The organism is Arthrobacter sp. TmT3-37, assembly GCF_054510835.1.
This window is the reverse complement of the sequence record NZ_JBTNDU010000008.1, coordinates 16,983-43,487: the sequence shown is the minus strand read 5'-3', so window position 1 is coordinate 43,487 and position 26,505 is coordinate 16,983. Positions and strand designations below refer to the sequence as shown.

The window sequence follows — 26,505 nt, the reverse complement described above, 5'->3', positions numbered from 1 at the left end:
GATCAGGGACGCTCTTGACAACGAGAAATTAGCTCTCAGCAGGACACAGGACACCGCGGCGGTGACTCCGGATAGCTGAACACGTCGTTCAACGGATGAAGCGCTGGTACTGAAATCCGGTACGTGCTGAGTGAAATGCCAGATTGTTCTACATCTATCGGGGCTTCACATGCTGTCGGGTCATGTCTATTCCCAAGCGCGTCGTTCCCGTACGACGAAGTCATGCAGTGGGGTTGAGGCACGTCCGGTCACTGTGCGGACATCATCGGTAAGATGTCCGGCCACCCCGAGCCGGGCTGTGGCGTGGATCAGGGTCGTCATTGCTGCCATCGGTGTGCTGAAACCCAGGACGTCCCGCGCGTGCCGAACATATCCGGGAATAGTCGGGCGCCGGTACGTGATGGGGCGTGCCAACACGTCAGTCAGAATGGCGGCTACGTCCGTGTACGTCAGGGCTTCGTTGCTGGTCGGTGTCCATATCCGTCCGATGTGCTGTTGCGGTTCGAGCAGCGCACATGCGGCGACATCAACAGCATCGACGAACGCGGTCCGCCCGTTTCCTGCGGGCACCATGATCTGGTCCCGGTCCCGGATGTCCGCGGCGAGGATTGTTGAGAGGTTTTGGTCGAAATAGGACGGCCGTACAAAGGTCCAGGCCATACCTGAGCGGCGCAACCACCGCTCAATCGCCGCGTGCGGTAGAACAGGTATGCGCCCAGCGCCTTGGACTGAGAGCAAGACCACATGACGCACCCCGCGGGAGCGCGCCCACTCGAGCGCGGGCAGCAGATCAAAGTCGATCTTGGTCACCTCTGGCGGGCGGACCAGGTACATCGACTGCACACCCTCAAACGTTGCCCGCCACGTTGAAGGGTCCATAAAGTCAAAGAGCACTCCGTCCGGGTCTCGATTACGACGAGACGCGGGACGAACATCTGCTCCCTGAGCGCGAAGAGCCTCCACCAGCGGCCGGCCCACATTACCGGTGGCGCCTGTGACGAGAATCGGGGAACCGATATAGGAACTCATGGGGGGACGATACACACTTTCGACTGCGCGTTGGTGGGGAGGTAAGGGCTCAGTGGTGGGTGAACGCCCGACATCAAGGCAGTCATGCGGCCGCTGAAAGCTGCTTCAAGCAGTTCCTCAGCGCTGTCGCGAACAAGCCAGCTTTCGTATGTAAACGCTACCGGCCGGAACCCGGACTTGAACTGGTTCACACCACTCTGGGCGGCACTCATCCGATCAAGCACCAGCAGGTCTGCGGTTGGACGGCGAAGACCACCTACCGACGTGTTTTCGCTAGACCAGCGAAAGTTCAGTTTGTTTAGCTGATCGTCTAGACTGCGGTACACAGGTTCAGCAAGCAGCCTTTTGACGACTACTGCTGTGAAGGTATCTGTCATGTCTTCTGGTCAACTCTCCCTCGTGGCCCTGCCTGAGCAGCAAAGATTTGCTGCAGCGGACACTTCCTTTCAGGGCCAGCTCACACACCTGACTCAATCATCGATCGACCTTCCGGCCGACCTGTCGAGGCTGACGATCCGCGCGCTGCGCGCCCTCTGTGATGACCTTTACAAGGCCCTCGACGCTGATTACCCCCCGTACGGTGCCGGGGAGGACTACAGCACAGCAGTTGAGGAACTGGGCCGGCGACAGGCGAAGGCCGCTGAGCGTGGAGTGGCGGCAGATGCGCGGGAGAAGTTCCGAGACAATCCCTTGCGGTCTCAGTTCGAGCTGTATCGCGACGGAACGGTGGTGGGGTATCTGAAGTACGTCATGCGCGCCGGACGTATCACCTTGCTAGCGACTATCGTCGAGGCGTCGTATCCCGGGGCGAAAGTGGAGGAAACTCTGATCGGGCAAGCGCTGCTGAGTATTCACCGACGCCGCCTCGCTCCCACACCGTACTGCCCCTACGTCCAGGCGTTCCTCGCCGCGAATCCGCAGTTCCTCGCACTGATGCCCACCCAGCGACAAACACCCGAAAATCACCCCAATAGTCGACGCCGACGCTGATGTCGGCTCTGATGCTGACCTTGATGACCGGTGTAGGGCCTGTTCGGTTGATAACGCACGTAGGTTCAGGGTGGTCTCGATGCTTGAAGCAAGGCAGTGCGTGAGTACTTTTGATGACGACTTTCGCGTTACCAAGATCGACAGGTGCGCGGTGTCTGTTTGCCTGCAACGTCCATTATCGATCACCGAGGCTGACGCCGTAGCGATTCTGCAGCGGAGCTTCGAGGTGACTGATCACCGGAAATACGTGGTCCTGGTAGATATGGCCCTGATCTCGGACGTATCACCTGCGGCCCGGCGCGTGTTCTGCTCAGCCCGCAATATCTTGGCGGCCGCGATGCTGGGCCACGGTCCGATGGACCGGATGCTTTCAGCGCCGTACGAACATGCGGTGTATCCGAGCGAGTACTTCACCGATCAGGAAACAGCACAGCAGTGGCTCAGTCTGATGCACGATCTCGTGTGCACTGACCCGGTTGAGCACACCATGAGTCTGACCATCGACCTCGATCCCTTCAGGCCCCGCCCCCGCCACACACCACAACTCAACAGCAGCACGCAAACCGGCCCTTTGATGATCGGGCGTCCTTAACGACTACAGATCGCTCACTGCACGCGATCTACAGCCGTACAACTTGGAAAACGGTCGTGATAGCGATTGTCAGGAGAGCCGTCGTTGTTGGATTTATTCACCAGTGCTTCAATTCGACGCGGCGGACACAAACGAGGCAGGCACCCCCGTCCAAGGTGCCTGCCCCTTCTGTTCACACTATCGGTGTGATTCTTACCCTTCACATGGAAGGCGCGAAATATGGGAGGCGCGTAGTGCTCGCGCAGCGCCTGGCCGGCAGTTGCCGTCTTTGGCTCGTCTGGTGCCGGTCGTCTCACTTGCGGTAGCCCGTGCCGTCGGTGGTGTCGAAAATATCAGCGTCGTCGGCGCCGAGAAGTTCAACCTTTGCCTTGAGCACGTCGTCGACAGCCGGTTCCCGTGTAGTGACGGTTGCGCTTTACCGAAGCGAACTTGTTTAGGAACGGCTTCCTTTTCACCGGTGGGGAGCAGCGGGCCTCATGCGGCCGGCTCCCTTGTGGTGCTTCCGACCTAGACGACGGTTCGGGCTCGCGGTGACGGGGGCAGGTCAATCCTCCGGTCCGCGCGGATGTTTTGGACCTGACGCTTGCGCCAGAGTGCTCTCGCCACCGCGCAGGAGCTTTCACGAGACAGTCCGGCCTAGTTGTGAATACACTGATGTTTTTCCACCCGGTCCTGTATACGGTGCGTCGTTTACTTGTCTCTGTTGCGAATCCTGCCGTTCATTGCATCCGCAGAGTACTGAACTGTCACCGTGAGGTGCCATTTGCCCTCCGACGCGTCCTGGACCCGTTACCGGGTAGTACAAGGTACTCGGACGGTATGGGTGAGGTAGTGGATGCCGGTGATTGCTGGGATGACCGAGGTGAAAAGAGTGGCTGTGCTTCGACTCAAGACAGCGTTGCGCAGGGTGGTCGTGACCGCGCTGCCAGGCAGCAGTTCCCTGCCCGAGGAGGTATATCGGAAGCGTCATCGCAACATCATCCTCGGAGTCATCGTCGGGGTCCTCGTCGTCATCATGTACGGGCTGACCCAAGCAACCGATCACGCCCATTCCCATGGCGGGACAAGCGGGATGAGTGGAATGAGCGGGATGGACGGAATGACTGTCTTGGTGGAGACGGCAGGAGGGCTGCTGGGCTTGGGTGCCCTGGTCCCGGTCGGTCTGGCTGTGCTGGGGTGGCTGGTGCGGGGCTCAAGGCGGTGGGGTGCCTCGCTGGCCTGTGGTGCGCTGATGTTCTTGGCCGCGTTCGTTGTTCATCTGTCAGGCACGATCGAGGCACATTTCCTGTTCTTTATCATGGTTCCGATCGTGGCACTGTATGAGGATTGGGTGCCATTCGCGGTCGCTGTCGGCATTGTCTTCCTGCATCACGCAGTCATGGGTCTAACAAACCCTGCCGACATCTATAACCATCCTGCTGCGCTCGATTCTCCCCTGAAGTGGTCCTTGATCCACGGAGCGTTGTTTGCGGCGATCTGCGTGGCAAGCCTTATTCACTGGCGGATCCATGAACGGGCCCGGGCGGAGGAAACGGTGCTGCGCGCCGAACTGGAACGTCGGGCCCTGCATGATCCATTGACTCAACTCGCCAATAGAACCCTCTTCACGGACAGCCTCGAACAGGCCATCGCCACCCAGGTTGCGCCCGGCAACAGCACAGCGTTGCTAGTACTGGACGTCGACGCGTTCAAAGGCATCAATGACACCCACGGGCACCCGGCCGGAGACGCCCTACTCAGGCACATTGCCGAGAGGCTGCGGGTATCGGTGCGCTCCACGGACACGGTCGCACGCCTGGGCGGCGATGAATTCGCCATCGTCATGCCCAACACCTCCGAAAAGCACGCACAGACCGTCGCGCACCGCATCGCATCAGTGCTGCTAGACCCTGTCAGCCTCGGCTCCGCCACGATCGAGGTCAGCGCGAGTATCGGTGTCGCGGTGGCACTCCCACACGAAAGCAGCAGCGCACTATACGAGCGTGCGGACCAGGCGATGTATGAGGCCAAACGAACCGGGCATGGGCCCGTCCTTGCGCCCACCTGAGAACACGGGCAGGACAGCCCAGCACCCGATGAACGGCCCGGGGTGTCGTCAGGGATGTCAAGCCGAACAAGCACGTCCGACGGCACGCATGTTGTCTGTTCCGGACGGCGCGGCGTTCGGTTACTTGGCCGGGCCGTATCGACAACGACCTGATGCACCGTACTAAGGCCGACAACTGCCCGGGCCTTTAGGCATCAAGCGTGTCAGGCACCGTGGTCCAACTATTCACGAGGCGGCCAGGATGGTGCTTTACCCCACGGGTACGCTGTTGTCGCGCACCGTCTGGATGACGCTGTCCGGAAGTTCAAAGAGCCCGTGGGCTGTTGCGGCATGGGACTGCACGGTGATCAAGATTTCGTCGTTGAAGCTGCACACCTAGCGCGCATCGCATCCGGGGACCACGTCACCGCAGGAAAAAGACTTCATTGAGACCTCACTTCATCATTGAACTGACTGCTTGCCGCCCCGCGCGGCACCACGATTCTCAACTTATAGCACTCCATGGCGCCCGGGATTTAGGTAGTCGGAGCAAGGAAGTGAGTACCGCACTAAGGGCGACAGAATCGCTTGGATCTTTAGGGTGGAAGTCGAGGCGAGAGCGTCTCCGAAATACTTCCAGCCCTGCTCGAGGCCGGAAAAGACGTGACCGGCGGTGAGTGGGATCCTGAGACCATCCCGCACCTCAGCCGCCGCCGGTCACCCAACAGCTACCAACAAATGGTCAGCGCCGCCTGCGATCACTACCTGTTGAGCATGACCATGAGAAAGACCTAGTGGAAAACTGTTCGCTGTGGGACAGCACAGGGTCGAGGGGCGTCAAACGACGGACGGTTCAATGGCGCAAGGCGCATGGCGCATGGTCGCGCCGGCGGGACCATGCGTCATCATTGACAGAACGAACCAACGCGGGAACGGACCAACGCCCCGGCTAACCTTTCTTGGCACGGTGCCGACCGTGAGTATGGGCTGGCATACATGACCGAGCCGGGAGTCACCCGTCGGCTGGGAACCGGCGCGAATGCCCACTGTGGCCCCGACCGTGGGCAGTGCCAATCGTGGTGCACGTTGCGTTGAGCGTCAGCATTGACGCCGTTTCTGCCCTCTGCTCATTTTTTATGCGCGCCACCCGCCGTGGTGTAGCCGGGCACCTCACCAATGACAATCGTGCGGTGACCGCTGGTTGGGTGTCATAGCTCCTCGCTTCAGCGGCCGCGCATGTTACGCAGGAACCGGGAAGTACCTTCGGGGCGATCAGGGCAGAGGACGTTCGTCAGTGGTTTTGGGTGTTTGTGCTCCCCGTTTCGAGGGCGGTTTTATGACGCCAACGTGAGTATTGGTGCGGTCGGTCTCGTGGGTAGCCGGGTGTGTTCGCGTGATGGTGTGAGGGCTGCGCCGAGGGCGGAGAGGTACTCGGCGCGTCGCTTCGGTGAGATTCGTGAGACGGGGACAGGTGTGGTGCTGTTAGAAGGGGCGTCGGGGTAGTGCGTTGCGAGGCCGTCTTGTAGCAGGCGGAGCGCCTCGGATTTTTGCTGTGATACCGCGGAGTGGGTGGTGCCGAGTTCGGCCGCTATTTCGGTCACGGACCGGCCCTCGAAGAAGACTTGTTCGATGATGTGACGCATGCGTCTGGGCAGGTGTGCGACGGCCGCGCGCAGGTGCCGGGTCTGCTCGTCCGCGAGCAGGGAGGCTTCGGGATGCTGATTGGATGAGTCCCTGTCGGCGAACATGTCGATTACGGTCTCGTCGAGCGTTTGCACGGATCGGCTGGCGTCATCGAGTGCGGCCTGGACGTCCTTGCGGCTGATCCCGAGTGTGGCCGCGAGCTCGTCGTTGGTCGGGGTGCGGCCGAGGGACGCGGCGAGGGTGTCCCTCGCGGCGAGGGTGTCGCCGATGCGGCGACGCACCACGCGAGGAGCCCAGTCATTGGATCGCAGCTCGTCGGCGAAGGCTCCTATGATGCGGCGTCGGGCATAGGCGCCAAACGGCACACCGAGCGTCGGATCGAACGAATCCGCCGAGGTGATCAGCGCAATCGCCCCCACCGAAGCAAGATCATCTCGCGACAGATGAGTAGCGCGCGCACACATCCTAGACACGAGGTATCCGACCAACGGCAGGTTATCGACGATGAGTTTTTCACGGTCACGTGAATGCATGAGCAAGCTCCCCAGCCAGCTAGAAGACGCTGCAACCCGGCACAATCGGCCAATCCTTCTGGCGCTTATCGGGCAGCACATTTCACGCTGACGCTACATCGGACACCACAGACCAGTTAGGAACCTGAGGCAACCCTGTCTCAAGGCTGAGGTTCCACACGAATGTCGCACCAAAACCTGCACCTCCTTCATGTGATTGAGAACGAACGCGATCGAAGCGATGGGGAAGGGGATCACAATTGCGGGCCCAAGATCGTGACCTAAAACGTTCGGGCAGCACGTCCTGTGCAATATCAACTGACGTCCGCGGCGTCTGCGGCTGCGCGAACGAGGTCGTCGTAGACACCGGGGTCGTCGGAGTCAACGACGAGGAACCCGGCGCCGGGAGAACCCACCTGGTGCATGGCGATGCCGGGGTTATGGGTATCCGTGCCGTCCGCGAGAAAGAAGTGCGGGCTGCCCTGCACATCCTCCCGGTGATCGAAATAGGACTGCATCATGGATGCGCGGGCAGCGCCGGTGTCGACTATATGCCGTAGCTGCTCGGTGTCGACTCCCGGACAGTCGTCGGCGACGGCCAGGATCTCGTGCCGCATGCTGATGCAGCGGCTGTCACGCCAGAACGCCAGGCGGAGCGCCATGTCCAGCTCTTCCGCGGCGGCGGGTGACTGTGCTTTCGCGGCATGCACGGCTTCGTTGGCGGGCAGGCTCGTGACCGGCCATTCGGAGGGATGACGCTGCCACGGGGTGAAGTGCAGCTCCGGTTCCAGGGCGCCGACGACGGGTATCTCGGGTTCGATGATCCTACTGTTGAGGGCGATCCGGTTGATGTCCTCGAGGAGGAAGAGCTGGAGATTCACCTGGAGGCGCCCTGTGAGGCCCGCCGCGTCCCGGGCCCGGTAGAGCCGGTGGAGTGCAATGGTCGACCAGCCGCACATGATGTCGGTGAAGACGGTGACCGTTCCGGGGGCGACATGAAGGGCTGTCATGGACACGACCCTAGGGCTGTCGTCGGCACCCGTTGAGGCACAACCTGCTGGTTGTCGGCTCTTGACCTCAACGCCTGAGTGGAGAATGTCTGCTTCGTTTCGAGGACACACCTGCAGCGAGTGGTACCATATTCAGTACATGTAGGAGGTAAGTTTATGGCAATCACAACGACCGAAGCGCGGCGTGACCTTTTTGGATTGATTGAACGGGTGAATCTTGATCACACTGAGGTGGAAATCATGTCGCGTCGAGGATCTGCAGTGTTGATGTCCAAGGATGAGTACGACGCTCTCGTGGAGACCAATTACTTACTACGGTCCCCGGAAAACGCGCGCCGGCTGATCTCTGCGCTGGGCGCGGCTCGTGCAGGCACCACCGTTGAGCACGACCTGCTTGAGGAGTGACTGCTCAAACACTCGCGTGGGCGGCTGAGGGATGGGAAGACTACCTGCATTGGCAGGGCCAAGACCGAAAAACGCTTAAACGAATCAACACGCTTATTGAAGATATTCTTCGGGATGACCCTTTCGAAGGAATTGGTAAGCCTGAAGCACTCAAGCATGCATTGGCAGGTGCCTGGTCTCGTCGTATCGATGAAACCAACCGTCTGGTCTACATGGTGAATGATCAGTATGTGACGATCCTGCAAGCCCGCTATCACTACTAAGGGATGTGTGTCGTGTATCCCGCACGGTCGGCTCAAGGACAAACGCGCGATTAGCGCTGTGCTGCAGCGATGCCTATCAGCGGCCGCCGATGTAACCGTCACAGGTTTGAGTTGCCCCGGTAGGGCAGGGTCGATCGCGTTGGTATTCTCGAAAGGGAAGATGGGATCAGCACAGGTCGTCGTAGGACTTGGGAACGGTTAGCCTGCCGATGTCGTGATCGAGTCCTTACCGCTCGATTAAGACAGTGCTGATCTCACTGATGTCGCCGATCCTGTCGGGAGCCTCAAGGACGTTTTCTGGCGGTGAGTTCTCCGCTGCTGGTGAGGTGCTGAACGACGTCGATGAGTTTGCTGTTGGTGTTCGCACTAGCGGTTGAAATGAGCGTGAAGGCTTGCTGAGCGGAAATTTTGTGGCGTTCCATGAGAATTCCTTTGGCTTGCCCGATGAGGTCGCGGTTCACGAGAGCCGAGTTGAGCTGCTCAATTTGTCGTGCGTCAGAAAATGCGACCGAAGCGTGGGAGGCGACGAGTAGGCCGACCTGTTCGCTGTCCTCGTCGAACACGTCGACATCGTCCCCATACACGTTCAGAGCGCCCAGGTTGTCGTCGTCGACGAAGAGTTGAAATGAGAGCATGCTGCGGGCACCCAGGTCCCAGGCCCGCTCCGCGAACTTCGGCCATCGCGATTCCTCGCCCATATGTGGCACACGGACGATGGTTTCGCGGAAAGCGGCATCAATGCACGGGCCCTGTCGCGTCTCGCTCTGTACGGCATCCACATCACGAGGAAGATCGCTCGAGGCTGCGTGCGCTTCCACGGTGCGGCGCGCCTTAACCAAGCTGATGGAAGCTTCGGAGGCGTGAGGGATGAGCCGGAGGGCGGCCTGCACGATGTCGTCGAGAATCTGCTCGGTGTTCGATTCGCCCTGCAGATCTCGGGCAAGATCGCTGAGCTGCTGGGCGATCGCACCAGCTTCATCCGCAGGATCGGAACTGCCCTGTGCTACTTCATTGGTCATAGGGTGTGCCGGTCCTCTTCATCGTGTGACGTGAAAGCAGGTACGTGTGCTCAGCACATTCACGTTCTACGGCCAGCCTACCGGGGTCCAGCCCGCGGAGTTCGCGGCGGCAGAAACGATGAACAACGAAGCGTCCTAAGCCCTCCAACGACGGCTACGCAGAAAGCTGAGTAACTAGAGTGTCGAGGTACTCGAGTGGATTGCCTGTACTGTAAGGATGTCGTTCAGCAGCGGGCGCCTCCACAAGGTTTCGTGGAGATCACCCTCAGGGTGGGAAGATGCCGAGCCCAGAAAGCGACACTATATGCGCCCTCATCTGACACCCTCGACCCTTGTCGGTCTCCGGCCGTTCTCCGATGTACTCCAGGACATCGTCTTGGACAGCGCCGACATCAAGGCGTTCCTCGCTGGTCTCGCTCAGGAAGCAGCATGCCACTTTTCAGCACCTGACAACGAGGTATTGGCGGCCGTAACGCTCTTGCGCCCCAGAACTAAAGCGACCGTTGGGAGTAGCGGTGACCGTGCCCAGGTGATTGACGAAGTGCAGTACCGGTTCGACGACGGGCCGTGTCTGCGCGCAGCCCGCGAGAACACTGTCTACGTCGTCACCGACTTCCATACTGAGACACGTTTCGGTCAATACAGCGTCGCAATTCATGATCACGGATTGCGCTCAGCTATTGCCACGCCCATCCCGTTGGACGGCGGAGCGGCCGCGGCCCTCGACCTGTACTCGACGCATGTGGACGCCTTCGGCGAGGCGGCTGTCGACGCCGCAGGAAGTATGGCGCGCGAGGCCTCCCAATCCCTGCGACTGGCGGTCCGTATCGCTCACCTGTCAGAGGCGAACCGACACCTGCACACTGCCATGGAATCACGGACCGCTATCCAGGTAGCCGCTGGCATCATCATGGCCCAGAACAGGTGCACTCACGACACGGCCATGAGCATCTTGAAAGCAGCGTCCAGTGCCCGAAACACGAAGCTCCGCGATGTCGCGGAAATCGTCATGCACTGCGTCGGTCAAACCGCTCCCAACACACACTTTGATTGATAGTTGGGTGCAACTGAAGGCCGCTGATTCTTAACTCTTCTGAATTCTCGGATCCCCGGCCCCTCGGGTTCAAGGCTTTATCGATTCAGGTGTCGCAATCTGATGGTGATGAGGGCACGCCCCACAGCCACTGTCGGACCTGCTGGAACGTGGAGGGAGTATCGGCTGTCGTGAGCGCTTCGGGCGGGTGTCGATATGGGGCACGGGGAAGGGGAGGTTCCTCGTCGATGAGTTCGTTGACCGCGTGCGCCAAAAGATTGCATTCCTCCATGGGTAGCGGCAGGAGGCCGTTGAGGTAGGCCTCTAGCTCGAACTTGTCCGCGTGCCCCCCGGTTTCGAAGTAGCGTCGCCACACGTCGTAGAGCACAAAGGCTGCAGCAGTGATAGCCCCCTCGATCAGTAGACGTTGCTGTTCTTCGTCCTCGGCATAATCACCCATGGGTGTCCCTGCTTCGAGTGCTCCGTCCCCAACCTCACCATCGCAAAACCTTCCGTGTACCGCAGATTCAATTCAGCGAACAGTGTGGGTTCACAATCAACTCACCCCGCGTTACAACCTCCAGTCGACCAGGAGTTGACGCTGAGTGCCCACGGAAGACCAGTCGAAGACCGTCCTTACTGAAGGTTGATCCCGATCGCTTGGGAATCAGGACGGGCCCGGGTTGTGGGGTCATCTGACCTACGCGACGTACCACCTCTGACTTAGAGAGGCGGTGCGCCGCGGCGGCCCGGCTCACCACCCAGCCGCTTCTTGACCAGATGCTAAGCCTACTGATGAGTCAACGCGGTCACCGCCCGTAGGTCAAGCGGCCGCCGCTTGCCGGGAGTCGAACTTGACCTCGCTCGATAACGCTTGGACTGTGAGCGAACGCAGCCAGTCCAGCATGTCGTCCTTCACCCCATCCGAAAAACAGCGTGCTGACAAATATTCAGGGCAAGAAAGGACGCGGTCCAGGACGGCCCCTCCAAGCGCGAAGGAAATATCTTTATGACGGACATCGTCGCTCACCGTGGCTTGCTTAAGAACACCAAGCTTCACGTCGACGACACCGGTGGAACCGGTCACCCCGTGGTGCTGATCCCTGGGTGGCCGCTGTCCGGGGAGGCGTTCAAAAACCAGGCCTTCGCGCTACACGCTGCCGGATACCGGGTGATCACCTACGACCGGCGCGGTTTCGACCGCAGCGACAAGCCGATGACCGGCTACACATACGACACGCTGACCGAGAACCTCCAAGCCCTGCTCGAGGAGCTCGACCTGCGGCACGCGCCCCTGGTCAAGTTCTCCATGGGCGCGGGAGAGATCGCCCGCTACTTCTCCAAGTACAGCCCGGAGCGCATCCGCAGCGTCGTGTTCGCCTCGGCCGTCCCGCCATTCATGATGCATGGCGAGGACAACTCACAAGGTCCCCTTACCAAGGAGGCGGCCGCCGGGATGACGGCGGATCTCACGAAGGATCAGGAGTCGTTGCACGACGGGTTTGCCACCAATTCCTTCTCCGCCAACGGGGTGCTGAAGGTCACCGAGGGACAGCGTCAGGACGCCCTGGAGCTGTGCTGGCAGGCCGACAAGAAAGCAGCCCTGGCATGCATGGAAGCGTTCGGGACCACCGACTTCCGCACGACATTCCCAGAATCACGGTTCCGGCTCTGGTCCTGCACGGCGACTCGGAAACGACCGTGCCGTTCGAGGGCTCCGGCAGTCCACCCACGCAACCCTTGCCGGCAGTGACCTGGATGTCATCAAGGGCGGGCCGCACGGCTGCAATGTCAGCCACCCCGACGAATGGAACCAGGCCCTCTTCACCTTCCTCGTTAAATGAGCGAGAGCCTCTGCAAATGAGCGAGAGCCTCTGCGGTACCGCTACCGGCTGACAGCCACGGCTCCTGCCCGATGAGTCAGAGGGGACGTCAGCCGAAAAGGCCAGGTTGAGCAGCAGGATGCCTGTCGGGAACGGCGTCAGTAGTCGAAGTGCGTGCGGATCGGGCCTGTTTGTCCGAGGGACGCCAGGAGGTTGGCGGCGAGGTCCCGTAACTTGACGTTGCGGCCTTGGGAGGCAGAGCGCAGGATGGTGATCGCTTCGTCCTGGCTGCACCGGTTCTGGCCCATAATGGCTCCGACCGCGAGGTCGATGTGGGTGCGGGATTCCATGGCTGCTCGCATGTTGTTGGCGTTGTCGCTGAGAGTTGCGATGCGCACGGCGAGACGGAGGGACTTGGAAGCATCGCGGGCGAAGCCTTCGGCCACGGCGATACTCGTACGCGTGAATGCATTGGGTTCGGTGGAGTAGAAGTCCAGGCCCGCACTGGTGCCGGCTTCAAGTCGGATGGGAATGCCGAGGGCGGAGCGGATCCCGTGACCGGCGATGGCTTCGCGGTACTCGGGGAACCTAGCCTCGGAGAGGAAGTCGGGGATGTGCACGGTATAACCCTCGCGCGCGGCCCGGAGGCACGGCCCGTCGTCGAACCCGTACTGCACTTCATCCATCACTCGTGCGTGTTTGCTGCTGCTGGCAACCGTGGCCATGGACCCCGGGCGCAACAGGGTGACCCCGCAGAAAACCTCGCCGTGTGCGCCATTGAAAGCGGTCGAGGCGACGGTCACCAGGCCGTCGAGGAACTGGTGGACGTCATCGCTGTCGAGCACCATATCCTGCAGAACGGCGATGGTTTCGTTCTCGGCCGCGTCTGCGGCAAGTTCCCTCTCATCAGGCACAGCAACTCTTTCCTTACCGACTCCAGCGGAGTCAACACAACGCGGATACCTCGACACCAGGTAACGGGCCAAAGCAAGACTGGGAGGGGAGTACAACCGGCAACAGCTGACAGCCGAGAGCAGGCCCAGCATGCTGGATTGCGTTCCGGCAGTGGGCTTACAGGGATTTAACAGTCCCCAGAGTGGAAGACGAGGACGGCGATAGCTGACCTGCTGCGTGTGTGGTTTTCACGCCTTCTGCACCTTCTGTGATCTCCATGGCGTCACGGCGATCAAGTTCCTCGGAAAGTTCCTCGCTACGGTATTCCGTTTCCGGATCAGGCTCGCCATCGTGCACGTACTCATGGGACAGCTCCCGCTGAATCTTGCTGTTGAGGACCTCCACCTCGGGAAGGCCGAGCGAGGTGAGGTCTTCGGGAAACGATTCCGACGGAGTGAGTCTGGTGTTCATGGATACGCCTATCCGGATGAAGGGAGCATGATGAAGCTTCGGCTCTCTTCTGAACCACCGCTGACCGTATCAGCAGGAACTCATTCTACCCATCCACGCACCACAATTCTTCCGCGAAGACACGGAGGACGTCGCCGGGAAAAAGCGCCGGTTGACGAGATGTGCAGACGGCTCCCCGGCTGGCCAGACGCGAAGACGGCTGTCCCGTTAATCTGTCGGGCGCTGGCGCCCGCAGGCAAGGATCACGCCATATAGCACGCAACTCCACTACCGGGATATGTAACGATTTTCTACCCTCCCCGGCGACCCAAAGTGCAAAAATTCCTGCGATCCCGGCGGAGGTGTGATGACAGCCCGCTCGACGATAACGATGTGCACGCAGGGCAAAATAAGAAACTTGCAGTGGCGGGTGCTCGAGGGTCACGGTAGTAAGCAGACTGATCTTTTCGTCCGGTCGAACCAGCACCGGAGCCACGAAGAGTCCACGACTCGCGCGACACTGACAGGAAAGCGGTACGGATGATGGCGTCGGAGAACACATCGGGGGCCAGTACCCCCAAGAGCCGCAGGAACGATGTTGTTGCCGCGGAAAAGGAACGCTTTGGTGGCATCAAGTGGGGTTCGGCGTTGTTCGGCTGGCTCACCGCTATCGGGCTGACCGTCCTGCTTAGCGCCCTGGCAACAGCGATCGGCGTCGGCGTAGGAGCAGCGAACAACACCAGCGCTGGTGAGGCAGCCGACCGGGCGACCCAGAACGCGCAGACAATCGGGATCGTCAGCGGTATCGTGCTCGCGATCGTCCTATTCATCTCCTATTACTGCGGCGGGTACGTCGCAGGGCGCATGGCACGCTTCGATGGTGTGAAGCAGGGCGTCGCCGTGTGGCTGTGGGGCATCATCATCGCGATTATCGTCGCGATCCTTGTTGCTATCGCCGGCGATCAGTTCAACGTCCTCTCCAGCATCGGCGGCGCACCTCAAATCCCCGTCGACGGCAGTCTGCTGACTGCCAGCGGCCTGATCGCCCTGGCCATCGCCGTGCTCGTACCGCTGATCGGGGCGATCCTCGGCGGTAAAGCCGGCATGCGCTTCCACCGCAAAGTCGATCAGGTAGGTGTCGACCACCAAACCGGCTTCAACGGCTGACCTTCCCGGGCTGATTTAGGGCCGGTCACGACCGTGAACCAGTATGTATTCATCAGGTGGACAGGGGAGGCAAATGTCGCTTTCGGACGATGAACGTCGCGCGTGGAGTGAGCTTGAGCGATCCCTGGTAGATGATTATCCCGGTGCACCCAATCGGCTTCAGCACAGAAGCTGGATGCCTTCACAAGCAGCCCGGCGCCGGGTCCTGTCCCAGCTGATCCTTGTGGTGGGAGGCGTTGTCTTCATAGCTGGGGCACTAATGCTTGCTCCCCTCTTGTGGATCACCGGGATCGGAGTCCTGTGCGTCGGTGCGCTCCGCAGTGATCGCAGAGCACGCGGCCGCCGATCCTCTGGTTCGCACGAACGGGATAGAGATCAGTTAGGAGAGCTTTAGCCCTCGAAGCGTCCGGGCGGCACCTCGAAACCCCGATGCGGCACCCAACCAAAGGCCCAAACGATCAAATCGTTGTTCCTTGGTTACCGCCCCCGTGCGGTAACCGAGGACAACCTGCATCCTTGGTGGCACGCAGTAGTCTCCAGACAGGTGCTGATTACAACGTGCCTATTCAGTTGGGCGCCATGATCCTCGTCAGGTACGAGAGCGGTGGGCTGGTGGGCGGTGGAAAGTGCTGTGCTGAGGCGTTCCACGCGAGCGATGTCGAGGAACCGGCCGGTGTTATCCGTGACGAGCAGCGCATTGAACCGGTGCTGTTCGTCCCAAACAACAGCCCGGGACAGGGCGTCCTTGCTCATGCTGACGGCAGCCCGACACCCCCGGACTGGATCAGCAAGCCTTGGTAATTGGCCTGTCGAAAAGACGCCGGATGGGAGTTATGCGACAGCGGGAACGCCAGGAGCGGACCAGCGATGGATCTGCGGGAGTTCCTCGAAGGCCGGCCTCGCGAACCAATACCCCTGGAACAGGCGGATGCCGGCCGCTTTCAGGACCAGGAACTCCGCCTCGGTCTCGATGCCTTCCGCGAGGAGCGTGATGCCGAGAGCCTCGCTGATGCTCACGATGCCGGCGACGACGGCCCGGCGAGCCGGGCTGGTGTCGATTCCCCGGATGAGCTTCATATCGATCTTGACGAGGTCCGGCTGGAACTCGACGAGGAGCCCCAGACCCGCATGACCGGCACCGAAGTCATCGATGGCGGTGGTGAAGTCGTGCTTGCGATATTCGGTGATGATGTTCGTGAGATGGGCGGTGTCCGAGACTTCCTCGTTCTCCGTGAATTCGAACATGATGGCCGACGTCGGGAAATCGAACTGCCGGGCAGCCCGGAGCGTCGCTCGGAGGCATGCGGCCGGCTCGTAGACCGCGTTGGGCATGAAGTTGATCGACAGCTTCAGGTCCTCGCCGGCAGGAAAGAGGCGCGAGGCCAACTCGATGGCTTTGACGCGGCAGTCCTGGTCGAACCGGTACATCTGCTCCGGAGAGATCTTCGACAGGACCTCATGGGCGCCCTCGCCCGATAGTCCCCTGACCAGCGCTTCGTAGCCCCAGACGCGGTCGTCGACCGCGTCATAGATGGGCTGGAAGGCCATGCTGAAATCGAAGTCGAGCTTCGAAGATGTCGTGCACCCATCGCAGGCCATGCCTGATTCCCCCTCACTAATTCCACTCACCCTAGGGCACCAGGCCAGTCGGCGTTACCTGCCACGGCCACCGATGACACCCATCGTGACCAGAAAGGTGGGACCTCCTCGTCATGCGCTGACGAAGATGATTCCGTTCAGGGCGGCATCTGAAGGTAGGTCGAGGCTTCAGTCGCCCGTTGTGCACAACCTGCGGCTCCGCGTGTCACGGTGCTCTTGCCCAGCTTAAAACTGTGCAGGACCTCGGGCGAGGGACGGCCGCTACGTTTCGGGTTACGTCGTTCGGACTGATCAGATCTGGCGCGGTCGCTATGACGACCCATTATTCTTGCTGGCTACTAGATGGAATGCGTATCCCAGGCAGCCGCCGAAGATAGCTCCGACGATCGGCCCAATGCCCTCGACAATCAGTAGTCCCAGGACCGCGCCGACGACGACCCCAACGACAACGCTGAACAGCAATCCCTTTCTCATGGTCCAGACCGTACAAGTAGGTGCTCCTGCGAGCAATAGACGAACATCGACCGATTCTCACCCCGCTGCACCCCGCCGGTCCTAGTCTCGGCAGCAGCGTTAGCACGTCCGGGATGGTCGGGAGTGCACAAGGGCGAGAGCCAGAACCTCTCACGGGAGAAATAACGATTCCTTCTTATAGGTTGCAAGAGGGCTGGGCCGCCCTTCACGGGTGACCCGGCTCCGAGTGCGACACGTAGCTGTCCTGTTCCTCGATGATTTTTTTGGAGCGGGTACCGGTTCACAGGAGTGTGGCCACCAGTGTCGGCCTCCGCTGGGTCATGAGGCGCCTCGTCGAGGTCCTTGTGCCGTTGCTTGTTGCACGGTCATCATGACGGTCGCCATGACAGTTTTCCCACTGCTTCGTGCTCGCGCCCGCTACACAGCGTCCGGTGCGCGTCTACCACCAACCGAGTCAGGGCCGGCACCCGGGAAAAGTGGGCTTTCTGGGCGATTCGTCCATTTCCGCTTCCGACGGTGGTGATAATGAACCCATGGTCTCTTCCCTGCACGTACCGTCACCCCTGCACGCCCTCGACGTGCCCACCCCGTTCATTGTTTAGGGAAGCGGAGTCTTCGGGGGTCTTGTTTCTTGAGGGTCTGAGTCTGAGAGCACGTATGACGCTCTTCCAGTCCCCGCTTGTGGTGATCATGGGATGTGTTGTTTTGGCTGCACCTGCCGCGTGGCCGGGGCTGCTGGACGAGGGGCTCTTTCAGCTCTCGTTGCTGGTCCACGCGTTGTTGTTTGTGCTGTGCTGGGTCATTCCTTGGGAACGTCTGCCACCAGCTGCGACGCTAAGCATCCCTGTGGGAGGTATGCTCGCTCTTTTTCTCTCACACAATGGTGCGATCGATTTCGTGCCCGGCCTTGGCATCGTCCTGATCTTCCCGGTGATCTGGTTGGCAGCCTCGGGCCGGTTCCCGAAGTCCGCGACGCTCCTTAGCTTCGTCGCCCCTCTGGTGACCGGGTTGGTGCCACTGCTCCGCGAACCAGCAGGAGCCATGCCAACACAAGTGACATCTGTCGTGCTGGTGGCCCTGATGCTGCTCGCTGTGGCATTGACGGTGCGCTTCGTGACCGCAACCCTCTTCCTCCAGCAGCACATGCTGGAGCGAAAAGACGCAGAGCTACGCCAACTGCTTGAATCCAGCACGCAACGCGAAAGCCTCCTCAAGACCGTCCTCGATACCATCAATGTTGGCATCACCGCAGTTGATGCCACAGGCCAAGTCATGCTGCGCAACCGCCAGCAGGAAGTTTTCGACGGGACCGCTCCGGGCCCGGCCCAGTTCGGCATGGATGGACACGCGTTCGTGCTCTACGGGCAGGACCGTACAACCATGGTGCCCGAGGACAGGACGCCCGTCGCAAGGGCGGTCCGTGGGGAGACGTTCGCTGATTACTACGTCTGGGCTGGTGAAGGCGCCAATGCGCGGGCGCTGTCCACCGCGGCGCGGGTCATCGACACCGGATCAGGACACTTCGCAGGAGCCGTCATCGCCTACACCGACGTCACCAGCCTGGTGGAAGCGGTCACCGCCAAAGACGAGGTCATCGCTACGGTGTCCCATGAGCTCAAGGCGCCCCTAACCTCCATCGTGGGCAACCTCGAACTCGCTCAAGACGCGGGCGAAATCCAGGCAGCTTCCTCTCACGTGGACATCGCGTATCGGGCCGCCGGGCGACTGGCGAAACTGATCTCTGACCTGCTGGTATCCAGTTCAGCAGCAATCACGGTCCACCCGCGCGAAACGGACCTCGCAGGCCTAATCAATACGGTCATCGATGCAGTGTCGCCCCAGGCCGCCGCCGCCGGAATCAAGATCACAACCGACATGCCAGCACCCTTATGGACACACACAGATCCGCTCAGAATGGGCCAAGTACTGGAAAACCTGCTCTCCAACGCCATCAAATACACCCCCGGAGGCGGCCTGGTTGCTGTAAGGGCACGCACCGAAAGCGGGCAACTCCAGTTGGATGTCAAAGACACCGGCATGGGAATGTCCCCCTCCGACGCGAAGAAAGTTTTCGATAAGTTCTTCCGCACCCACTCAGCCCGAGCCTCTCAAATTCCCGGAACAGGCCTGGGACTATCCATCACCAAAGCCATCGTCGAAGGACACCGCGGAAAGATCTCCTGCAGCAGCAACATCGGTGCAGGCTCAACCTTCACTGTCAGTCTTCCCGCCCAGACAATAACAGCTTGAACCCAATCGGTCCCTACGCGCCCAGGAACAACTCACGAGCGGCATGCGCAGCCGGTGATCGACAGCAATACGACGAAACCAGCCATGGCAACCCTCCCTCGTTTCGGGCGCACCCGTGCACCTTCTGATCGGCCGCGATGCCACGTTGCCGTGGTGCAGCACGAAGTGCCGCATCAAGGGTCAGCTGGTGCTACGGGTTGTTAACCGCGTTGCGTGGAGGCGGTCGTCGAGGGCCTCCAGATCAGCAACAGCGGCACACAGGAGGGCCTGAATATCCTCACTGAGGACGGGTCTATTGGCTGTGCATTGCTCGGAATCCGAACGCGCTTGCAAGATGATCATGATGTCCTCGACAGGGGTTTGCCGGACGAATTCCAGTTCGGCTTGTGCGTGCATGGTGACTTCGCTTCCAATGCTGATGCCGCTGTGTCACCCCTTCACGTGTCGTGCTGGCTGCTTCGCGGACGTTGCTGAGCGCTGATGACGGGTGTATGGATGCTGCGGGCATTTCTGGACATCAGCGCTGCCGCGTTTGCATGTCAGTCAGGGAGATAGGGGCGGTATGGGTCAAGGGTGCCGTCGACGACCGGTACGAGAAGGTCCACGGCCCCTTCGCCTGTACTGGCCGTCAGGGTGGTTCGGGCACCTGGTGAGTCTCCGGCGGTTCGGATGACTGTCTCGTTCGTATCCAGGGCAAGGCTGCCTTGCTCCGGCACGGTGAGCACCGTTTCCTCATCAGCATCGCTGATTGTCACCTGAACGGACTGATCGCTGTTGTTCTCCAGGGTGCCGAGAATTCTCGCGGCTTCGTTCTCCTCGGACGCAACCAGAAGGACACTGCGCAGGTCAAGGGCCCCGACGCTCTTGTCGTCCCCTACCGCCGTGGAGTTCCAATTGTCCTCACCATCACTGGCACATGACGTGAGCCCGATCGCGGCGGCAATCATGAATCCCGCCCAGCCGCCTGACCGCGGAAGCCAAGAGGCGAACTGAATGTTGAATGTTTGCTGCACTATTGTCACGGCATGGTCCTTGTCGCTCCGGTGAGGGTGAGGCGTTCACTTCGACCGTAAGCCGATGACGGGACGCGCCGGAATGGCCGAGACCCGACTGCAACCTCCTCTTCAGCACCTTCCAAGGCACCGCCCAGGGGACGGTCAGTTGGTCCGCCACCGGAGCTATCCGTGCAACGGGGACGTGGGAAGCCACCTACTCGCCGGGGTCGACTCGGCCGCTCCGCCGTCAATATGCTGGACGCAGGGTAGGAGCTTCTGAAGCTGGGGAACTTATTTGGTCAGGGTAGGCGCAGGACTGGGTGAAGTTCGGTCTGTTTCCGCTTTCAGGGTGGATCCTCACCAGTAGGTTGGACGTGTGGTCTCACGTTTCGTTCGCCTGGTCATGGCGATGCTGCTCCTGTCCCTATGCGCCTGCAACATCAACCCCAAAGCCGTCCCCTGCGATCCGATCGACGGGCGCAACCTCGCCCCGGATACTGGCACGCTGATGGGCGTGAATCTGGAATGGGGCAGGGAAACCCTTGCCGAGTACTCCGACAAGCTCGGTGAACGCCCCGCTGTCGCGGTCACATTCGCGGACTTCCCCTTCAACGAGGAAGACCCTGACCTGCTGGCATCAGCGGCCGAACAGTTACGCCAGAACGGGGGCACGCTGCTGTTGACCCTGGAACCGATGGAAGGACTCGACGCGGTCACGTCCGAGCGCGCGGACGAGCTCGCAGCCCTCCTCGCACGGTTCAACACCAACGGCGTGCTGGTGATCGTTCGCTTCGCCCACGAGATGAACGGGTCCTGGTACCCCTGGGGACAGCAACCAGCCGAGTACATCGCCGCCTACCGACGCGTCGCATCAGCCGTCCACGAGCAGGCCCCGGGGTCGGCGATGATGTGGGCGCCGAACTACGCCGGCGGGTACCCGTTTGCGGGAGGTGAGTTCGAATCCCTCCCCGGATCCCCCGGATTCGCGGAGTTGGACACCACCGGTGACGGCGCCCTGACGTCCTTCGATGACCCGTACGCCCCTTACTACCCGGGCGATGACGCCGTGGACTGGGTGGGCATGTCCCTCTACCACTGGGGCAACACCTACCCCTGGGCAGAAAGTGAGATGCCCGAAGAAGGCAAGTTCATCGACCAGCTCACCGGTACCTACAACGGCAAGAACGGCAACGACGCGATGCTGCCGGACTTCTACACCCAGTACGGAGTCGACCACGGCAAACCCGTCGCGATCCCCGAGACAGCGTCTCTGGTGCAGGCCGACATCGGCGAGCTGCGAAGCCTGAATATCAAGCGGGCATGGTGGGAGCAGGTCTTCGCCCCCACAGTGCAGGAACGATTCCCGCAACTGAAGATGGTCAACTGGTTCGAGTGGAACAAGATGGAACCCGAAGTCGGCGCGCCCGTGGACTGGACGGTCCTGGAAAACGACACCACCCGCACCAGCTTCACCAGCGCACTACCGGACTGGTACCACTACGCACCCAAACCGCAAACCTGCGGAGAACCCCTCGCCTAAGACCGCAGAACCACCACCTGGTAGGGCAAGCTTCCGTATTCGAACTCGAGTTTACGGTGAACCTTTCTTTTAAGCACCTCGACCTTTCCGGAGGTGGGCAGCTGCGCCACCTCCGGAAAGGCTTCGTCGGGAGTGATCCTGCTATTCATGCACATCCATCCACGCTGCATGCACGCCGGGCTGTCGCACGGCGGCCCACTATCCAAGGACAGTACCGCGGCACAGCAGGATCAACTCTAGGAGGGGGCAACGGAGAAACAGTGTGGTTTTGGGTGTCGTTGCAATTGTTGAACAAATTTTGATCAAGGCTTCAGGCTTCAAGGGTAACTACGCGAAGGTCGGCGGTTGCCTAATTACGCCTCCGCCTCCTTGAGGCGGATTGCTGGTGTAGGAGAGTGACGCCTCAGTTGATGCCAGCAGTGCTTGTGAGCAGGAGTCTTGTCGTCGCGAACTCAATTACGAAGTCGTGACGTCTTTGGAACATACAAAAGAAATCTCATTCGCCTTAGTCACAATCGGCCCCAACACCATAAACGAATGTTTTTGCTACATTTGCTGTCAAACCTTATCCAGACCGTTAGTGCCCGCGATGGGTCGGTGCTGAACCAGTTGGGGTGTCTTGTAAAGCTTTAGGTTTTCAAGACGCGCTGGAAACCCTGGTCATCGTGAGTGGAATGACAGCGTGCCGTGAACGGGGGGCACGGTACGTAGCTTGCGGACACAAGCCATAAGACACGACGCGCCGTCTCGAGCCCGGTAGCTCTCAGGCGTCTTGCGGATGGTCCTTGACAAGACATCCAGGCATCCGAGCTTTGCGCCGGGCCGGTAGTGAAATAGCGGCTACTGATCCTTGCAGAACAGCAAGAAGAGTTCGGCGTCACTCCCAAACGACCAGGCAGCAGAACCGCTCTAGTGGTGAGAACAGATCGATATCTGTTTCGAGGGTTGTCACACCGGTGGTTTGGCGGTTCTTGTCCCCTGGGGCCAGCCGGGCAGGTGTTCGGGTTTTAGATTTCTCCGGCCCATTCCCGTCGTAGGGAGCGAACGCTTGTTCCCATCGTTCCCGCTCAGGGGCAGGCAGGGGCCCTTTGTCGAGCGCGGAGGCTGCGGCTGTGAGATTGCGCTTGTTGGACGTGCCGACGATCGCGGTACTGACTGCGGGGGCGAAGGCCGAGAATCGCAGGGCGGTTCCGGCCCAGTCACCGTCGGCGGGGTGAAGGCCGATACGGCGGAGCCGATCCCAATAGGTTTCCCCGTACATCCCGGTGGGTCGTTGGGGGTGGCGCCACGGGGCATTGGCGAGGGGACGTTTGGCGACCACCCCGAGGTGGTGTTCCTGAGCGCGGGGAAGAGTGTGCCTTAGGGAGTGCTGGTCTGTCAGGTTTACCGAGGTTTGAAGGACACCGAAGACGCCGGCGTCCGCGGCCCAGGCTAGCTCGGCATTCTCACCGCTGTAGCCCGGGACCCGAATCTTTCCGGCGTCCTGGGAGGCAAGCAGCGCGTCGATGACGTCTCCCTGCTGAAGAACAGACAGGGGGCAGGAGTGCAGGAAGACCACATCGATGACATCGGTGTTCAGTACTTTCAGGGCCCGGTCGATGCCGCCTGTGACGGCTCCGGCGGTCCAGTCCTTCTGTCCTGGAACGTCGTAGCCGACCTTCGTGGACAGGACGACGCGGTCCCGGTGTGGGACCAGCCATCGTCCCAGCCGTTCTTCGGACGCACCATAGCCACGGGCGGTATCAAAGAAGGTGATGCCCAAATCAAGGGCGGTATCAAGGAGGTCCTGCGCGGTCTTCTCATTCAGATTCCTCGTGTCGATATGGCCCGCACCGAAACCAAGTGCAGAAACGCTTAGGGATGAGTTACCGAGCTGTCGCGAAATCATGCCGCTTTCGTGCTCCATTTTAAGGGACATTTTATGAACTGTTGGCTATGTTGCATCATCCCGACGGCGGCCGGAACCTAAGAGTCCCGGCCGCCGTCATTCCTATGAATTGGTTATTGCGTGGTGATGATGTGCGTCTGGTGGTCGTAGGTGAAGGTTATCGGGCCGCCCGAGTGTTCGAGCACGATGTTGCTGCCGTCGGGTGCACCGCCGGCTCCGTAGTTCTCGGTCCAGCCGCGGTCGAGGGCGGCTTTGTACTGGTAACTGCCAGCGGACAGGTCAGCGACTTCAAGAACCCATTTCTGCGATGGGTCGTCGAATGTCATCTGTGCCTGGTCGCAGGCTGGGTCCCAGTCGGTTTCGCAGCCCAATTCCGAGTTGAGGCTGCCGGCCACTGCGACCGTGCCTGGCTGTTTGGTGACGGAACCGACGGTTACCGTCCTGATGTCGCTGAGGGATGTGCCGAGCACGGCCCGGTAGCTCACCTGGGTGCCCTCGGTAAGGTCGAGCGCCGCGAGGTCGTCGATGGCGGTGTAGGTCGGCGACGAGTCATCGGTGCCGATGGCGGTCCATGCTCCGCCGGCAACGCTGCGTTCGAGCGTTACGGTGTAGTCGGATTTCTCCGGGCTCGCCGTCGCCGTCACCTCCACCTCGTCCTGCACCTGGGTTCCCTCGGCGGGCAGACCCATGGTGAGTCGAGGCGCGGGGACGGTGGCCGACGCCGTGGCGGAGGTCCGTGTGTGGCGTCCGTTGTCGAGGACGACGGCGCGGTACTCGACGGCAGTTCCGGTCGGTAGTGCGCTGGTGTCGTGGTAGACGTTGTAGGGGGCGTTATCGTCCGTGCCGATGCTTGCCCAGTCCGATCCTGCCGCGCGCGCCTCGAAGGTGACCTCGTAGAACGAGGACCCGGTGATGTCGGCGGCGACCTTCATGCGGCCGTTGTCTTCCGCACTGGGAGCAGGTTGCTGCAGCGTGATGGCCGGAGCCGCCTTGGAGTGTGGGATCTTCCCGGAGAGTTCGTACACCACGGTGGAGAGGGCGGGTACGGTGACGCTGAGCGTGCCGTCGGTGCCCGACTTCAGCCGGGTGGGTGCCTCGCCGTGGACGAGTCCGAAGCTCCGTTTGGCGGCGTAGGTGGGGATGGCCGCGGTCTGCGGTTCGGTGCTGTTGTTGAGCGCTACGACGTATTCGCGCTGGTCCTTCGCATCGATGCGGGAGAACGCGTAGATGCCGGGGCCATCGGAGGCGTAGCGGTGCTGGTGGGCGCCGTTGCGTAGGGCGGGGTGTTCTGCTGTGATCTCGGCAAGGGTCGCGATGCCTTGGTAGAGCGGGTGCCCGGTGTCGAAGTTGTCTGTGGCGTGGGTCGCTGTGGTGCCGAGGAGGTTGTCGTCGAGGTATTCGGGAACTTGGCTTGCAAACAGGCTTTGTCGGGATTCCTTGTCGCCTCCGAGGCCGGTGAAGCCCTGTTCGTCGCCGTAGTAGATGACCGGGTTGCCGCGGGAGAAGTACATGAGTTCGTGTGCGAGGGTGTCGCGTGCCAGCAGTTCGTCCTCTGCGGCTCCCGGGTTGTCCGAGGTGATGAAGCTGCCGATGCGTCCCATGTCATGGTTCCCGAGAAACGTCGGGAGGCTGTAGGCGTTGGAGTCCACGTCCGTGTACCAGTCGTCGCCCGCGAAGAAGGACTCGAGGTCCGACGCCGGCGCGCCCTGCGACGCATAACCCCGGGCGGCGGCCTGGAACGGAAAGTCGAGGACGGACTGCATGCGGTTGCGGGTGGTGAACTGGGAGGTGAAGGACTTGGAGGTGTCGAAGACCTCGCCGAACATGAAGAACTCGTCCTTGCCCTGCTCCTGGGCGTAGGAGAGCACCTCGGGACCGAAGGCCTGCCAGAACTCGTCATTGACGTGCTTCATGGTGTCGATCCGGAAACCATCAACGCCGAAGTCGGCGATCCACGTCTTGTAGATGTCGATCATGCCGTCGACCACCCGGGGGTTCTCGGTGGAGAGGTCGTCGAGCCCGAAGAAGTCCCCGTAGAAGGAGTCCTCGCCCGCGAAGGTCGTGTCGCCCCGGTTGTGGTACAGCGTGGGATCATTCAGCCACTCCGGCACCTTGAGGTCCCGGTCCGCCTCGGACACCACGGGGACGTACGGGAACGACGTTGTGGCGTCCAGCTCCGGGAAGGTACCCGTACCTGCGTAGTCGCGGTCGTCGAAGGCGTTGCCGTCCGCGTCGCGGTAGGGCTCCTCGTCCTTCGAGATGTACGGTGCCCGCTCTCCGGCGTCGTACCCGATCACGTCGGCCGTGTGGTTAGTGATGATGTCGAAGTAGACCTTCATGCCACGCGCGTGCGCTGCGTCAATGAGGGCCTTCAGGTCGTCGTTCGTGCCCAGGTGCGGGTCGATCTGCGTGAAGTCCGTGATCCAGTAGCCGTGGTATCCAGCAGTTCCATCCTCTGGCTGTACTGCACGGTTCTTGAAGCTCGGGGTCAACCAGATGGAGGTGGTTCCCATGCCCTGGATGTAGTCGAGTTCCTGCAGCAGGCCTTTGAGATCCCCGCCGTTGTAATAGCCCATCCGGGTGGGGTCGAAGCCGGAGACGGACGGGTCAGGTCCGAGACCGCCGTCGTCATTGGCCGTGCTGCCGTTCTGGAAGCGATCGGCCATGACGAAGTAGAAGTTCTCGTCGGTGACCGCCGAACGCAGGGAATGCTGCGCAGTAGCGGGAGGGGAGTCGCCAGGATCCTTCGGGGCGGCGGTGGCGGGCAGGGACGTGACGGAACCGGCAACAAGGGCGGTCAGCACGACTACGGTGGCGTGGCGGGGTTTCACAGGGTCTCCTTGGGAAGGCGAGTTATGGCGAATGCTGTATCGCTGTGCACTAAATGATCGGCTGATGGCGG

At 61.0% G+C, this 26,505-nt stretch carries 25 protein-coding genes and 1 pseudogene; 11 read left to right on the top strand and 15 right to left on the bottom strand.

All coding sequences use genetic code 11. The annotated features are described in order from the left end of the window. Positions 1 to 186: 186 nt before the first annotated feature. Positions 187 to 1,029 carry an NmrA family NAD(P)-binding protein gene (locus ACX80U_RS11460; RefSeq protein ID WP_459268496.1) on the bottom strand — a complete coding sequence of 281 codons (843 nt, stop codon included), beginning with the start codon at positions 1,027 to 1,029 and terminating at the stop codon, positions 187 to 189. After that, entirely contained in the window at positions 1,026 to 1,406 is a 381-nt protein-coding gene (locus tag ACX80U_RS11455) for a hypothetical protein (protein ID WP_459268495.1), read from the bottom strand. Before ACX80U_RS11455 ends, ACX80U_RS11460 begins: the two co-directional genes overlap by 4 nt. Here ACX80U_RS11455 and ACX80U_RS11450 point away from each other — a divergent pair. From ACX80U_RS11450 to ACX80U_RS11440, 3 genes are all read left to right on the top strand, one after another. Next, on the top strand, positions 1,405 to 2,019 hold the full coding sequence (locus ACX80U_RS11450; protein ID WP_459268494.1) for a GNAT family N-acetyltransferase: 615 nt from the start codon (positions 1,405 to 1,407) through the stop codon (positions 2,017 to 2,019). The genes ACX80U_RS11455 and ACX80U_RS11450 overlap by 2 nt on opposite strands. Before the next feature lie 100 nt (positions 2,020 to 2,119). After that, entirely contained in the window at positions 2,120 to 2,611 is a 492-nt protein-coding gene (locus tag ACX80U_RS11445; protein ID WP_459268493.1) for a DUF7793 family protein, read from the top strand. Between the two features lie 853 nt (positions 2,612 to 3,464). Continuing rightward, on the top strand, positions 3,465 to 4,658 hold the full coding sequence (locus tag ACX80U_RS11440; protein ID WP_459268492.1) for a diguanylate cyclase domain-containing protein: 1,194 nt from the start codon (positions 3,465 to 3,467) through the stop codon (positions 4,656 to 4,658). Between the two features lie 249 nt (positions 4,659 to 4,907). Here ACX80U_RS11440 and ACX80U_RS11435 read toward each other — a convergent pair. The 3 genes and pseudogenes from ACX80U_RS11435 to ACX80U_RS11425 form a co-directional block, all read right to left on the bottom strand. Continuing rightward, positions 4,908 to 5,084, bottom strand: a pseudogene (locus ACX80U_RS11435) (DUF1059 domain-containing protein). A gap of 887 nt (positions 5,085 to 5,971) precedes the next feature. Further along, positions 5,972 to 6,814, bottom strand: a complete 843-nt coding sequence (locus tag ACX80U_RS11430) for a sigma-70 family RNA polymerase sigma factor (RefSeq protein WP_459268491.1) — start codon at positions 6,812 to 6,814, stop codon at positions 5,972 to 5,974. Between the two features lie 293 nt (positions 6,815 to 7,107). Beyond that, on the bottom strand, positions 7,108 to 7,803 hold the full coding sequence (locus ACX80U_RS11425; RefSeq protein ID WP_459268490.1) for a DsbA family oxidoreductase: 696 nt from the start codon (positions 7,801 to 7,803) through the stop codon (positions 7,108 to 7,110). Between the two features lie 156 nt (positions 7,804 to 7,959). Between ACX80U_RS11425 and ACX80U_RS11420 the strand changes: the two genes are divergently transcribed. Both ACX80U_RS11420 and ACX80U_RS11415 read left to right on the top strand, forming a co-directional pair. Continuing rightward, positions 7,960 to 8,208 carry a type II toxin-antitoxin system Phd/YefM family antitoxin gene (locus ACX80U_RS11420; RefSeq protein WP_459268489.1) on the top strand — a complete coding sequence of 83 codons (249 nt, stop codon included), beginning with the start codon at positions 7,960 to 7,962 and terminating at the stop codon, positions 8,206 to 8,208. Continuing rightward, a complete protein-coding gene (locus ACX80U_RS11415) occupies positions 8,205 to 8,471 on the top strand; it encodes a Txe/YoeB family addiction module toxin (RefSeq protein WP_459268488.1) in 267 nt (88 codons plus the stop codon). Before ACX80U_RS11420 ends, ACX80U_RS11415 begins: the two co-directional genes overlap by 4 nt. 284 nt (positions 8,472 to 8,755) lie before the next feature. On the opposite strand, the gene ACX80U_RS11410 is transcribed toward ACX80U_RS11415, so the two are convergent. After that, on the bottom strand, positions 8,756 to 9,490 hold the full coding sequence (locus tag ACX80U_RS11410) for a GAF and ANTAR domain-containing protein (RefSeq protein WP_459268487.1): 735 nt from the start codon (positions 9,488 to 9,490) through the stop codon (positions 8,756 to 8,758). 376 nt (positions 9,491 to 9,866) lie between these two features. Here ACX80U_RS11410 and ACX80U_RS11405 point away from each other — a divergent pair, with 376 nt between their 5' ends. Further along, the gene (locus ACX80U_RS11405) at positions 9,867 to 10,544 is read left to right on the top strand and encodes a GAF and ANTAR domain-containing protein (RefSeq protein ID WP_459268486.1); all 678 of its coding nucleotides are present in this window, start codon (positions 9,867 to 9,869) and stop codon (positions 10,542 to 10,544) included. A gap of 85 nt (positions 10,545 to 10,629) precedes the next feature. Here the strand turns inward: ACX80U_RS11405 and ACX80U_RS11400 are convergent, their stop codons facing one another. Further along, on the bottom strand, positions 10,630 to 10,983 hold the full coding sequence (locus tag ACX80U_RS11400; RefSeq protein WP_459268485.1) for a hypothetical protein: 354 nt from the start codon (positions 10,981 to 10,983) through the stop codon (positions 10,630 to 10,632). Positions 10,984 to 11,346: 363 nt separating this feature from the next. Continuing rightward, positions 11,347 to 11,553, bottom strand: a complete 207-nt coding sequence (locus ACX80U_RS11395) for a hypothetical protein (RefSeq protein WP_459268484.1) — start codon at positions 11,551 to 11,553, stop codon at positions 11,347 to 11,349. On the opposite strand from ACX80U_RS11395, the gene ACX80U_RS11390 reads away from it, so the two are divergent. Next, entirely contained in the window at positions 11,533 to 12,276 is a 744-nt protein-coding gene (locus tag ACX80U_RS11390) for an alpha/beta fold hydrolase (RefSeq protein WP_459268483.1), read from the top strand. The two genes, ACX80U_RS11395 and ACX80U_RS11390, sit on opposite strands and share 21 nt — an antisense overlap. Before the next feature lie 228 nt (positions 12,277 to 12,504). Here the strand turns inward: ACX80U_RS11390 and ACX80U_RS11385 are convergent, their stop codons facing one another. Together ACX80U_RS11385 and ACX80U_RS11380 are read right to left on the bottom strand one after the other, a co-directional pair. Continuing rightward, positions 12,505 to 13,260 (bottom strand): ANTAR domain-containing protein, encoded by a 756-nt coding sequence (locus tag ACX80U_RS11385; protein ID WP_459268482.1) that lies wholly within the window; start codon positions 13,258 to 13,260, stop codon positions 12,505 to 12,507. 157 nt (positions 13,261 to 13,417) lie between these two features. Further along, positions 13,418 to 13,711 carry a hypothetical protein gene (locus ACX80U_RS11380; RefSeq protein ID WP_459268481.1) on the bottom strand — a complete coding sequence of 98 codons (294 nt, stop codon included), beginning with the start codon at positions 13,709 to 13,711 and terminating at the stop codon, positions 13,418 to 13,420. Positions 13,712 to 14,230: 519 nt separating this feature from the next. Here ACX80U_RS11380 and ACX80U_RS11375 point away from each other — a divergent pair. Together ACX80U_RS11375 and ACX80U_RS11370 are read left to right on the top strand one after the other, a co-directional pair. Continuing rightward, entirely contained in the window at positions 14,231 to 14,857 is a 627-nt protein-coding gene (locus tag ACX80U_RS11375; protein ID WP_459268480.1) for a hypothetical protein, read from the top strand. A gap of 43 nt (positions 14,858 to 14,900) precedes the next feature. Continuing rightward, positions 14,901 to 15,251, top strand: coding sequence for a DUF3040 domain-containing protein (locus ACX80U_RS11370; RefSeq protein ID WP_459268479.1), 351 nt, complete (start codon positions 14,901 to 14,903; stop codon positions 15,249 to 15,251). Positions 15,252 to 15,688: 437 nt separating this feature from the next. Here the strand turns inward: ACX80U_RS11370 and ACX80U_RS11365 are convergent, their stop codons facing one another. Next, positions 15,689 to 16,405, bottom strand: a complete 717-nt coding sequence (locus ACX80U_RS11365) for an EAL domain-containing protein (RefSeq protein ID WP_459268478.1) — start codon at positions 16,403 to 16,405, stop codon at positions 15,689 to 15,691. Between the two features lie 1,182 nt (positions 16,406 to 17,587). Between ACX80U_RS11365 and ACX80U_RS11360 the strand changes: the two genes are divergently transcribed. Next, positions 17,588 to 19,180 (top strand): sensor histidine kinase, encoded by a 1,593-nt coding sequence (locus ACX80U_RS11360; protein ID WP_459268477.1) that lies wholly within the window; start codon positions 17,588 to 17,590, stop codon positions 19,178 to 19,180. Between the two features lie 539 nt (positions 19,181 to 19,719). Here ACX80U_RS11360 and ACX80U_RS11355 read toward each other — a convergent pair. Continuing rightward, the gene (locus ACX80U_RS11355; protein ID WP_459268476.1) at positions 19,720 to 20,202 is read right to left on the bottom strand and encodes a hypothetical protein; all 483 of its coding nucleotides are present in this window, start codon (positions 20,200 to 20,202) and stop codon (positions 19,720 to 19,722) included. Between the two features lie 349 nt (positions 20,203 to 20,551). On the opposite strand from ACX80U_RS11355, the gene ACX80U_RS11350 reads away from it, so the two are divergent. Beyond that, a complete protein-coding gene (locus ACX80U_RS11350) occupies positions 20,552 to 21,715 on the top strand; it encodes a glycoside hydrolase family 26 protein (protein ID WP_459268475.1) in 1,164 nt (387 codons plus the stop codon). Here ACX80U_RS11350 and ACX80U_RS11345 read toward each other — a convergent pair. The 3 genes from ACX80U_RS11345 to ACX80U_RS11335 form a co-directional block, all read right to left on the bottom strand. Then, positions 21,712 to 21,864, bottom strand: a complete 153-nt coding sequence (locus tag ACX80U_RS11345) for a hypothetical protein (protein ID WP_459268474.1) — start codon at positions 21,862 to 21,864, stop codon at positions 21,712 to 21,714. The genes ACX80U_RS11350 and ACX80U_RS11345 overlap by 4 nt on opposite strands. A 728-nt stretch (positions 21,865 to 22,592) precedes the next feature. Then, the gene (locus tag ACX80U_RS11340) at positions 22,593 to 23,621 is read right to left on the bottom strand and encodes an aldo/keto reductase (RefSeq protein WP_459268473.1); all 1,029 of its coding nucleotides are present in this window, start codon (positions 23,619 to 23,621) and stop codon (positions 22,593 to 22,595) included. Positions 23,622 to 23,716: 95 nt separating this feature from the next. Then, on the bottom strand, positions 23,717 to 26,434 hold the full coding sequence (locus ACX80U_RS11335; RefSeq protein WP_459268472.1) for an alpha-amylase family glycosyl hydrolase: 2,718 nt from the start codon (positions 26,432 to 26,434) through the stop codon (positions 23,717 to 23,719). Positions 26,435 to 26,505 lie beyond the last annotated feature (71 nt).